Raw genomic sequence first — 10555 nt, 5'->3', positions numbered from 1 at the left:
TCGCCCCGGGTGAGCGGGGCCGGCCCGCCGCGGGCGCCGTCGGCCAGCGCCGTGAGGTCCTCGGCGCGGCAGCCCTGGGTGGTGCCGACCAGGTGGCCGTCGGGGCGGATCAGCAGCACGGTGTGCGGTTCCGCGCCCGGGTACTCCTCGGTCACCAGCACCTCGGCGGGCACCGGCAGGGCCTCGGCGACCTCGGTGAGCCGGGGCATCATCCCGGCGCCCAGCCAGTGCCGGGAGGACCAGACCGCCGTGCCCGGGGCGACCAGCAGCAGCAGGAAGCCGAGCCCGAGCCGGGCGCGCAGCCGGTCGGCGGTGCCGTCGGCGGTCACCACCGGGAGGTCCGGGACGAGGACGCCGGGCGCGGTGGGGGGCAGGTTCTCGGTGAGCGCGGTGCCGCGCCCGGGCGCCCGCTGCACGGGCACCCGGCCGGGCACGCCGGAGGGCGCGGCCGGGTAGGCGGGTGCGCCGCCGAAGCGCCCGGTGCCGAGCTGGCCGTCGGCCAGCAGCGTGGCGTGCTTGCGGAACGAGCCGGTGAGCAGTGAGCGCCGGGTCTGCTGCCAGCCGCGCAGCGGGCGCAGCAGCGGCATCGCCTGGTCGACGGCGCGCAGCCGGGCGCCGACCGCGCCGCGGCGTTCGCTCTCGTAGCCGTCGAGCAGCGAGCCGCCGGGCTGCGGGCCGCCCGCGTGGAGGTGCCAGGCCAGTGCGAGGCGCCAGGCGAGGTTGTCGGCGTCGCGCAGGCCGTCGGCGAGGTTCTGCATGCCGAGGGCGCCGTGCAGGTGGGCGGCGTCGCCGGCGAGGAAGCACCGGCCGGAGCGGAAGCGGGCGGCGAGCCGCTGCTGGGCGGTGTGGTCGGCGGCGGCGAGCAGTTCGTACGGGGGCAGTTCGCCGCACCAGCCGGTGAGGGTGGCCCGCACCCGGGCGAGCAGGGTGTCGCCGGTGACGATGCCGGGCCAGGTGGCGTGCGGGTCGACCGGCTCGGTGGGGGCCGGCCGGCCGGGGGGCAGCCGCCAGTCGAGTCGCCAGAGGCCGTCCGGGAGCGGCCGGGCGGAGGCCTCGCGGTCGCCGCGCCACGGGGGTTCGCGGTGCAGCCGGGCCTCGCCGGGGAACGGCAGGTCGACCCGGACGGTGGCCACCGCGTGCCGGTCGACGGCGGGCCGCCCGGGGAAGCGGATCCCGAGCAGCTTGCGGACGGTGGAGCGGGCGCCGTCGCAGCCCACCAGGTGGCTGCCGCGCCACCAGGTGCGGCTGCTGTCGCGGGTGCCGGTGGTGCGGACGCCGACGCCGTCGCGGTCCTGTTCGAGTTCGACGACCCGGGTGAGCGGGACGAGCTGGATCAGCGGGGTGGCGGTGACGGCGTCGAGCAGTCCGCGCTGGAGGCGGTGCTGGGCCAGGTGCAGCACCGGCTCCCCGTCGAGCGGGATGCGCAGCACCTCGGCGCGCCGGCGCCAGATGGTGAAGGCGTCCCAGGCGGCGGCGTCGGAGCCGGCCCGGCCGTAGCCGAGCCGGCCGAGGAAGGCCGTGCTGTCGGGGCCGAGGACGACGGTGCGGGGACTCTCCGGGCTGACGCCGGCGCCCTCGTCGAGGACGATGCTGGGCACCTCGTGCCGGGCGAGGGCGAGGGCCAGGGCCAGGCCGACCGGCCCGGCCCCGACCACGATCACCGGGTCCACGCGGGGACCTCCGGACGCGCAGGATCAGCATGTGCCGCGTGGGTGGTCCCGGGTGGTGTCACGAACAGCAATGCAACAGATCACCCGGGGTGGCGTCAAGCAGCGGCCGGTGTGCGCCGGTTCGCGCCGCGGCGGCTGCGCGCCTCGAGCCGGCGGGCGACGGCGGTGAGGATCAGGCAGAGGCCGACGTACAGCGGGCCGATCACCATGATCATCGGGATGTACGGGTAGCCCGGGGAGTTGGACGCGATGATCTTGCCCGCGTACAGCAGCTCGGGGTAGGTGATGACGAAGCCCAGCGAGGTGTCCTTCAGGGTCACCACCAGCTGGCCGATGATGGCCGGCAGCATCGAGCGGACGGCCTGCGGCACCAGCACCAGCGTCATCGTCTGGGTCTTGCGCAGTCCCAGCGCGTACGCGGCCTCGCTCTGCCCGCGCGGCACCGCGTGGACGCCGGCCCGGATCACCTCCGCCTGGACCGCCCCGTTGTAGAGCGTCAGGCCGACCACCAGCGCCCACAGGGGCTCGGCGCTGAAGACCCCGCGGTACAGCGCGAAGATCATGATCAGCAGCGGCATCGCCCGGAAGAACTCCACCACCCCGCCGCACACCGCCCGCACCGGCCGGTGGTCCGAGAGCCGGCCGGCGGCCAGCAGCGCACCCAGCACCAGCGAGCCGGCGGCGGCCAGGCCGAAGGCCTTCAGGGTCGCCAGCGCCCCGTCCAGGATGCGCTGCTGGACGGCCTTGTACTGGAAGGCCGACCACAGCTCGGCGTCGAACTGGCCGGCGTCGGCGAGCTTCACGTAGGCGTACCCGAACAGTCCGGCGATGCCCGCCAGGGCGAGGACGCCGAACAGCCGGTACCGCAGCCGGGCCCTCGGGCCCGGGGCGTCGAAGAGGACGGTGGCGGCGGTGCGGGTCGCGGTGCTCATCGGGCCACCGCCAGCTGCGTCTCCAGCAGGCGGAACACGCCGCGGACGGTGAAGCTCATCACCAGGTACGCCAGGGCCGTCCAGAAGAAGATCCCCACGATCGCGTACCCCTTGTCGGTCAGAGTCTGCTGCACGCTGTAGAGCTCGGAGACGCTGAACGCGCCCGCGATCGCCGAGTTCCTCGGCAGCGCGATGAAGACGCTGCTCATCGGGCCGAGCACGGTGCGCGCCGCCTGCGGCAGCACCACCTGCCCGAGCGTCTGCCCGAACGTCAGCCCCAGGCTGCGGGCCGCCTCGGCCTGCCCGAGCGGCACGGTGTTGATGCCCGAGCGCAGCACCTCGCAGACGAAGCTCGAGGTGTACGCGCTGAGCGCGATCACCGCGAAGGTGAAGCTGTCGAGGTGCACGTCCAGGTGCGGCAGCCCGAAGACCACCGCGAGGAACAGCAGCGTCAGCGGGGTGTTGCGGAACACGTTCACCCACACGGTCGCGAACACCCGAAGCGCGGGCACCGGGGAGACCCGGAAGGCCGCCAGCACGGTGCCGAGCAGCAGCGCGAAGAACGCGCTGACCGCGCTCAGCTCCACCGTGGTCAGGAAACCGTCGCGGAAGAGCGCGAAGTTGTCGAACAGCAGGCCCACGCCGGCGGCCCTCCTCTCTCGTCGATCAGCCGGTCGTCACCGGGGTCAGTAGCGCTCCAGCGCCGGGGCGGCCGGGGCGGGCGAGCCGGACAGGCCGAGGGTGGCGTCGTACGCCTTCTTCCAGTCGCCGTTGTCCTCGTGGGCCTTCAGCGCGTCGTCGATCGCGTTGCGCAGCACACTGTCGTCCTTGGCCAGGCCGACGCCGTACTTCTCGGTGGAGAACGGCTTGCCGACGACCTTGAGCTTGCCGGCGTTCTTGGCGCCGAAGCCCTTGAGGATCGCGTCGTCGGTGGTGACCGCGTCGATCTCGTCGGTCAGCAGCTTCTCGACGCACAGGGCGTAGGTGTCGTAGTGGATCGCCTTGCCCTTGCCGATGTACTTCTCGATCTGGTCGATCGAGGTGGAGCCGGTGACGGTGCAGACGTTCTTGCCGACCGCCGACTCCGGGCCGGTGATCTCGGTGTTGTCCTTGCGCACCAGCAGGTCCTGGCCGGCGATGTAGTACGGGCCCGCGAACGAGACGTCGTTCTTGCGCTTGGCGTTGATGCTGTAGGTGCCGACGTAGTAGTCGATGTCGCCGCCCTTGATGGCGGTCTCGCGGTTCGCCGAGACGACCGTCTTGAACTCGATCTGGTCCGGCGAGAAGCCGAGGTCGGCGGCGATCATCTTGGCGATCTCGATGTCGAAGCCGTTGCGGGTGTTGGTCGAGGTGTCCTCGAAGCCGAGGAACGGCTGGTCGGACTTGGCGCCGATGACCAGCTTGCCGCGCTTCTTGGCCGCCTGCCAGGTCGGCGAACCGTCCAGCTTCGCCGTGTTGTTGACCTGGTAGGTGGGCAGCTTCGGCGCGGCGGCGTCCGACCCGGTCGAGGGCGAGCCCTCCTTGCCGCAGGCGGCGACGGCGGTCAGGGCGAGCACCGACAGGGCGGCGGCGATCGTGCGACGGGTCCTCATGAGAGTGGACTCCCCTAGGGTTTCGGCCCCCGGGCGACCGGGGCGCGCTGGGCGGGACGTTCGTGACTGCGGCCGGGCACCCCCTCGGGCCCGGCCGTAGTGGATCATTCCTGATGCGGGTTCAGGCCGCGCTCAGTGGTGCGGGATCTGCGCTCAGTGGTGCAGGATCTTGGACAGGAAGTCCTTCGCGCGGTCCGAGCGCGGCGCGGTGAAGAAGGCGTCGGGCGTGTTCTCCTCGACGATCCGGCCGTCGGCCATGAACAGCACCCGGTTGGCGGCGGAGCGGGCGAAGCCCATCTCGTGCGTGACCACCACCATCGTCATGCCGTCGGCGGCGAGCCGGCGCATGACCTCCAGCACCTCGTTGACCATCTCCGGGTCGAGCGCCGAGGTCGGCTCGTCGAAGAGCATGACCTTCGGCTTCATCGCCAGCGCGCGGGCGATCGCCACCCGCTGCTGCTGGCCGCCGGACAGCTGGGAGGGGAACTTGTCCGCCTGGGCGGCCACCCCGACCTGGTCCAGCAGCTCGCGGGCGGTCCGCTCGGCCTCGGCGCGCGGCACCTTGCGCACCTTGACCTGGGCGAGCACCACGTTCTCCAGCACCGTCCGGTGCGCGAACAGGTTGAAGCTCTGGAACACCATCCCGACCTCGGCGCGCAGCCGCGCCAGCTCCCGGCCCTCGGCGGGCAGCGGGCGGCCGTCCACGGTGATCGTCCCGGAGTCGACGGTCTCCAGCCGGTTGATCGTCCGGCAGAGCGTGGACTTGCCGGAGCCGGACGGGCCGATCAGCACCACGACCTCGCCCCGGCCGATGCTCAGGTCGATGTCCTGCAGCACGTGGAGCGCGCCGAAGTGCTTGTTGACACCGCTCAGGACGACCAGCGGGGCCTGCGCCGCCGCGGCGGCGTCGGCGGCGGTGGTCTCGGTCATCGCGCGGTGCTCCCTCGTGTCGGCTCCCGGGGCGAACTCCCCGGGGCGGCAGTGCTCGTGGTGCCGGGGGCCGGAGCCGGCGGAGCCCGCGGCCCCCGGTGGGGCCGACCCTAGGAGTCCCGACGGCGCCATGTCAGTCGATCTGAGCGGAACTTGAGCATCACGATCCGGCCACGCACGGTGACCGTGCGCTGCGCCGCCGGCGGCGCGTCCGGGCTCCCGCGCCGGTATCGGCTCGGTAACGGTCGCACCCGCCCGTCGGCCGGGGGTTGACCGGGATGGTCCGATGGGTGTGGATGCCAGGGGCGGCGCGGTGCCGACCGGCTCACTGTCCCGCTCCCGGCGGTGGACGGCACAATACTCCGAACCGCATGGTCGGGCCCGGTGGGAACCGGGGCCGGCACGGGGGCGGTAGTGACTCCGGCACGGCCGGGGAAGAGGAGGACACGGATGCGACTGCTGCTCGTCGAGGACGACGACCGCGTCGCCGCGGCGCTGACCGCGGTCCTGGGCCGGCACGGCTTCCAGGTCAGGCACGCGCGCAGCGGGCACGAGGCGCTGGACGCCCTCGTCCCGGACGGCAGCGAGCCCTTCCGGGTCGTGCTGCTCGACCTCGGGCTGCCCGACCGCGACGGCTTCGAGGTGTGCAGCCGGATCCGGGCCGGCAGCGGCATACCGGTGATCATGGTCACCGCCCGGGCCGACATCCGCTCCCGCATCCACGGCCTCAACCTGGGCGCCGACGACTACATCACCAAGCCCTACGACATGGGCGAGCTGCTCGCCCGGATCCACGCGGTGGCCCGCCGCGGCCTGCCCGCCGGCGCCGCCGCCGACCGGCCGGCCGGCGGCCCGCTGGAGTCCCGGGGCATCGTCATCGACCGCGAGCGCCGCCGGGTCAGCGTGAACGGCCGCGACGTCCCCCTCACCCGCAAGGAGTTCGACCTGCTCGCGCTGCTCGCCCAGAGCCCCGGCGTGGTCTACCGCCGCGAGCAGATCTTCAGCGAGGTCTGGCGCAGCGGCTGGGAGGGCAACGGCCGCACCCTGGAGGTGCACATCGGCTCGCTGCGCACCAAGCTCGGCCTGCCCGGCCTGGTCGAGGCCGTCCGCGGTGTCGGCTACCGCCTGATCCCGGAGCAGCCCGCCGAGCCGGCCGCCGACGGGGCCGCGCCCGGCGCCGGCCCCGCCGGCGACGCCGCCGACCCGGCCGCCGCGGAGCGCTGACCCTCGTGCAGAACCGCCTGCTCGGCATCCTGCTCTCCCTGATGGCCTGCGTCCTGGCGGCCCTCGGGCTGCCGCTCGCCGCAGCCGTCGCCGCCGCCGAGCAGAGCCGGGTGGTCGTCGACCGGATCGACGACATCGCCCGCTTCGCCCAGGACCTGCCCACCCAGGGCCGCCCCGGCACCGACACCGCCGTCAAGGGCGACACCCAGCCGGTCGCCGGCGACACCACCCGGCTGCACGTGCTGGCCATCGAGGCCGCCCGCTACCACGACCTGTACGGCGTGCGGGTGGGCATCTTCCAGCGCGACGGGACGGCCGTCGCGGTCGCCCCGGACGACTGGACGGTGCCGCGCGACGGCGTCGGCGCGCAGGCCTTCCAGGAGGCCCTGGACGGCCGCCGCAGCCACAACCCGCCGCAGGTCTGGCCCTGGACGCCGGACCGCACGCTGACCGTCGCCCTGCCGGTGGTCCGCGACGGCGACGTGGTCGCGGTGGTGATCACCGAGTCCCCGACCGGACCGATGCGCGCCCGGGTGCTGCACCGCTGGCTCTGGATCGCCGCCGGCGAGGCCCTCGCCATGATCGTCGCGGTGCTGCTGGCCGTCCGCCTCACCGGCTGGGTGCTGCGGCCGGTGCGCACCCTCGACCGGGCCACCCACGACATCGCCACCGGCCGGCTGAACGCCCGGGTGGCGGCCAGCGGCGGCCCGCCCGAGCTGCGCCGGCTGGCCCGCTCGTTCAACGACATGGCCGACAACGTGGTGCTCGCCATCGACCAGCAGCGGGCCTTCGTCGCGGACGCCTCGCACCAGCTGCGCAACCCGCTCGCCGCCCTGCTGCTGCGGGTCGAGCTGCTCGGCCTCGAACTGCCCGACGGCCACCAGGACGAGATCGGCGCGGTCCGCGAGGAGGGCGCCCGGCTCGCCCGGGTCCTGGACGACCTGCTGGGCCTGGCCACCGCCGAGCACGCCCGCCCCGAACCGGAGCCGGTCGACCTGACCGCGCTCGTGCTGGCCCGCATGGACGCCTGGCGGCCGGTCGCCGTCCAGCGCTCCGTCGAGCTGGCCTGGGACGGCCCGGCGCTCGCGCACGGCTGGGCCGACCCGATCGGCTTCGGCAGTGCCCTGGACGCGGTGCTCGACAACGCGCTGAAGTTCACCCCGGCCGGCCGCCGGGTGGCGGTCGCGGTCACCCCGGGCCGCAAGGAGATCGCGGTCTCGGTGACCGACTCCGGGCCCGGCCTGACCGAGGAGGAGCTCGCCCGGATCGGCGACCGGTTCTGGCGCAGCCCCCGCCATCAGAACGTGGACGGCTCCGGGCTGGGCCTGTCCATCGCGCGCACCCTGCTGCTGGCCGGCGGCGGTTCGCTGGACTTCGCCCCCGCCGAGCCGAACGGCCTGACCGTGGTCCTCACCGTGCCCCGCAACCGGGAGCGCAGCGGCGTCACGGCTTGATCGAGGTGTAGAACCGCCGGGCGCCCTCGTGCAGCGGCAGCGGGTCGGTGTAGACCGCGGTGCGCAGGTCCACCAGCTGCGCCGCGTGCACCACCGCGCCGATGGTGTCCCGGCTGTCGATCACCGTCCGGGTCATCGCCTCCACCAGCCCGGGGTCGACGTCGTCCCGGGTGACCAGCAGGTTCGGCACCGCGACGGTGGGCACCGCCGTGCCGGCCGGCTCCGCCTTCGGGTAGGCGTCCTTGGGGATGGTCGCCGCCCGGTAGGCGTCCGTCTCGTTGCCCTCCAGCTGGTGCAGCGACTCCGACAGGTCCGCCAGCGGCACGATCCGGATCGGGAAGTGCTCGGACAGGTCGGTCAGCGCCCCGGTGGGCAGCCCGCCCGACCAGAAGAACGCGTCCAGCTTGCCGCTGCGCAGCTGGTCGGCGGCGTCGCCGACGCCCAGCAGCGCCGGGCGGACGTCCTTGTCGAGGTCGAGTCCGGCGGCGGCGAGCAGCTTGCGGGTGACCAGGTTCACGCCGGACTTCTCCTGGCCCACGCCGACCCGCAGCCCGCGCAGGTCGGAGGTCTTGTGCACCGGCGAGTCGGCCGGCACCACCAGCTGCAGGTAGTCGTCGTAGAGCCGGGCGATCGCCCGCAGCCGCCCCTTGGCGGGGTTGTCGAAGCCGGCCACCGAGTCCGCGGTGGCGATCGCGAAGTCGTCCCGGCCGGAGACCACCCGCTCCAGGTTGTCGACCGACCCCTGGGAGCTGTCCAGCCGCAGGTGCACGCCGGGCATCGCGGTCGCCGCGTACCCCTGCAGCAGCTGCCCGTACTTGTCGTAGACGCCGCGCTGCACGCCGGTGGCGAAGTTGACCTGGCCGCGCGGGTAGCCGGGGCCGGAGTCGGTGGCCAGCCACCAGCCGCCGAGCCCGGCCGTGACCAGCAGGGCGAGCACGGCCGCGAGCGGGCGGCAGCGGGCCGCGCGGCGGACGGCCGCGCCGAGGGCGACGGGCAGCGAGGTGAGGGCCATGCAGGGGATACTGCCAGGCGAGGCCGCCCGGCGGGAGGGCCGTCGCGGTGCCCGTACCCTTGCTGTCGTGGGTATGGAGGAGAGCTTGCGAACTTACAAGGTCGTCACGTACGGCTGTCAGATGAACGTCCACGACTCCGAGCGGCTGTCCGGGCTGCTGGAGGAGGCCGGCTACGCCAAGGCCGGCCAGGACGCCGACGCCGACCTGGTGGTGTTCAACACCTGCGCCGTGCGGGAGAACGCCGACAACAAGCTGTACGGCAACCTCGGCCGGCTCGCGCCCGTGAAGCAGTCGCACAAGGGCATGCAGATCGCCGTCGGCGGCTGCCTGGCCCAGAAGGACCGCGACACCATCGTGCGCAAGGCGCCGTGGGTCGACGTGGTCTTCGGCACCCACAACATCGGCCACCTCCCCGCCCTGCTGGAGCGGGCCCGGGTCGAGGAGCAGGCCCAGGTCGAGATCCTCGAGTCGCTGGAGACCTTCCCCTCCACCCTGCCCACCCGCCGCGAGTCCGCGTACGCCGCCTGGGTCGCGATCTCGGTCGGCTGCAACAACACCTGCACCTTCTGCATCGTCCCGGCGCTGCGCGGCAAGGAGGAGGACCGCCGTCCCGGCGACGTCCTCGCCGAGGTCGAGGCGCTGGTCGCCGAGGGCGTCGTCGAGGTCACCCTGCTCGGCCAGAACGTCAACGCCTACGGCTCCGACCTGGGCGACCGGGAGGCCTTCTCCAAGCTGCTGCGCGCCTGCGGCCAGGTGGAGGGCCTGGAGCGGGTCCGCTTCACCTCGCCGCACCCGCGCGACTTCACCGACGACGTGATCGCCGCGATGGCCGAGACGCCGAACGTGATGCACCAGCTCCACATGCCGCTGCAGTCCGGCTCGGACACCGTGCTGAAGGCGATGCGCCGCTCGTACCGGCAGGAGCGCTTCCTCGGCATCATCCGCAAGGTCCGCGAGGCCATGCCGGACGCCGCGATCTCCACCGACATCATCGTGGGCTTCCCCGGCGAGACCGAGGAGGACTTCGAGCAGACCCTGCACGTCGTCCGCGAGGCGCGCTTCACCAACGCCTTCACCTTCCAGTACTCCAAGCGGCCCGGCACCCCGGCGGCCGAGATGGCGGACCAGATCCCCAAGGCCGTCGTCCAGGCCCGCTACGAGCGCCTGGTCGCCCTCCAGGAGGAGATCTCCTGGGAGGAGAACAAGAAGCAGGTCGGCCGGACACTGGAGATCCTGGTCGCCGAGGGCGAGGGCAAGAAGGACGACCGCACCGACCGGCTCTCCGGCCGCGCCCCCGACAACCGCCTGGTGCACTTCACCCGGCCCGCCGAGCCCGTCCGGCCCGGCGACATGGTCACCGTGGAGATCACCTACGCCGCGCCGCACCACCTGCTCGCGGAGGGCCCGGCGCTCGCCGTGCGCCGCACCCGGGCCGGCGACGCGTGGGAGAAGCGGCAGGCCGCCCCGGCGGCCAAGCCCGCGGGAGTGATGCTGGGCCTGCCCACCATCGGCGCCCCGGCGCCCGCCCCGGCCGCCGCGGCGCCGGGCTGCGGCTGCGACAGACGCAGCCCGTGCACCGGGGCGGGCCGGCGGCCGCCCCCGGCGCGCCCCGCGGCGGCGCGCCCCCCCCGAGCGGGGGGGGTGGGGCCGCCCACCCCCCCCCGCCGCGGGCGCGCGCCCCCCCCCCCCCCGGCGGCCGCCCCGAACCAGCCCGGGATCGCGCAGGAGGCCATCACCGCC

At 74.1% G+C, this 10555-nt stretch carries 8 protein-coding genes and 1 pseudogene; 3 read left to right on the top strand and 6 right to left on the bottom strand.

From position 1 onward, the window contains the following. The 5 genes from ACFV0G_RS25100 to ACFV0G_RS25080 all read right to left on the bottom strand — a co-directional run. Positions 1-1670 (bottom strand): FAD-dependent monooxygenase (locus ACFV0G_RS25100; protein WP_380552103.1); only part of this gene is annotated, 1670 nt, incomplete at its 3' end. Between the two features lie 95 nt (positions 1671-1765). Further along, positions 1766-2602, bottom strand: coding sequence for an amino acid ABC transporter permease (locus ACFV0G_RS25095; protein ID WP_380552100.1), 837 nt, complete (start codon positions 2600-2602; stop codon positions 1766-1768). Beyond that, entirely contained in the window at positions 2599-3243 is a 645-nt protein-coding gene (locus ACFV0G_RS25090; RefSeq protein ID WP_380552097.1) for an amino acid ABC transporter permease, read from the bottom strand. The genes ACFV0G_RS25095 and ACFV0G_RS25090 overlap by 4 nt, the downstream gene beginning before the upstream one ends. Positions 3244-3288: 45 nt before the next feature. Continuing rightward, entirely contained in the window at positions 3289-4194 is a 906-nt protein-coding gene (locus ACFV0G_RS25085) for a glutamate ABC transporter substrate-binding protein (protein WP_380552094.1), read from the bottom strand. A 153-nt stretch (positions 4195-4347) separates the two neighbouring features. After that, a complete protein-coding gene (locus ACFV0G_RS25080; RefSeq protein ID WP_380552091.1) occupies positions 4348-5124 on the bottom strand; it encodes an amino acid ABC transporter ATP-binding protein in 777 nt (258 codons plus the stop codon). A gap of 450 nt (positions 5125-5574) precedes the next feature. Between ACFV0G_RS25080 and ACFV0G_RS25075 the strand changes: the two genes are divergently transcribed. Together ACFV0G_RS25075 and ACFV0G_RS25070 are read left to right on the top strand one after the other, a co-directional pair. Beyond that, positions 5575-6348, top strand: a complete 774-nt coding sequence (locus ACFV0G_RS25075) for a response regulator transcription factor (RefSeq protein WP_380552088.1) — start codon at positions 5575-5577, stop codon at positions 6346-6348. A gap of 5 nt (positions 6349-6353) precedes the next feature. Beyond that, on the top strand, positions 6354-7802 hold the full coding sequence (locus ACFV0G_RS25070; protein ID WP_380552085.1) for a sensor histidine kinase: 1449 nt from the start codon (positions 6354-6356) through the stop codon (positions 7800-7802). On the opposite strand, the gene ACFV0G_RS25065 is transcribed toward ACFV0G_RS25070, so the two are convergent. Beyond that, positions 7792-8814 (bottom strand): TAXI family TRAP transporter solute-binding subunit, encoded by a 1023-nt coding sequence (locus ACFV0G_RS25065; protein ID WP_380552082.1) that lies wholly within the window; start codon positions 8812-8814, stop codon positions 7792-7794. The two genes, ACFV0G_RS25070 and ACFV0G_RS25065, sit on opposite strands and share 11 nt — an antisense overlap. Before the next feature lie 73 nt (positions 8815-8887). Here ACFV0G_RS25065 and miaB point away from each other — a divergent pair. Then, positions 8888-10375 (top strand): annotated as a pseudogene (gene miaB, locus ACFV0G_RS25060) (tRNA (N6-isopentenyl adenosine(37)-C2)-methylthiotransferase MiaB); the annotation flags it as partial. Between the last annotated feature and the right edge of the window lie 180 nt (positions 10376-10555).

This window comes from Kitasatospora sp. NPDC059571, from assembly GCF_042735675.1.
Taxonomy (GTDB): domain Bacteria; phylum Actinomycetota; class Actinomycetes; order Streptomycetales; family Streptomycetaceae; genus Kitasatospora.
The sequence above is the reverse complement of the archived record's forward strand: the minus strand, read 5'-3'. Positions and strand labels throughout refer to the sequence as shown.

Bases quoted from the DNA above. Each gene is read 5' to 3' on its own strand.
- ACFV0G_RS25095 (WP_380552100.1), bottom strand. From the start codon at position 2,602: ATGAGCACCGCGACCCGCACCGCCGCCACCGTCCTCTTCGACGCCCCG.
- ACFV0G_RS25085 (WP_380552094.1), bottom strand. From the start codon at position 4,194: ATGAGGACCCGTCGCACGATCGCCGCCGCCCTGTCGGTGCTCGCCCTG.
- ACFV0G_RS25080 (WP_380552091.1), bottom strand. From the start codon at position 5,124: ATGACCGAGACCACCGCCGCCGACGCCGCCGCGGCGGCGCAGGCCCCG.
- ACFV0G_RS25075 (WP_380552088.1), top strand. From the start codon at position 5,575: ATGCGACTGCTGCTCGTCGAGGACGACGACCGCGTCGCCGCGGCGCTG.
- ACFV0G_RS25065 (WP_380552082.1), bottom strand. From the start codon at position 8,814: ATGGCCCTCACCTCGCTGCCCGTCGCCCTCGGCGCGGCCGTCCGCCGC.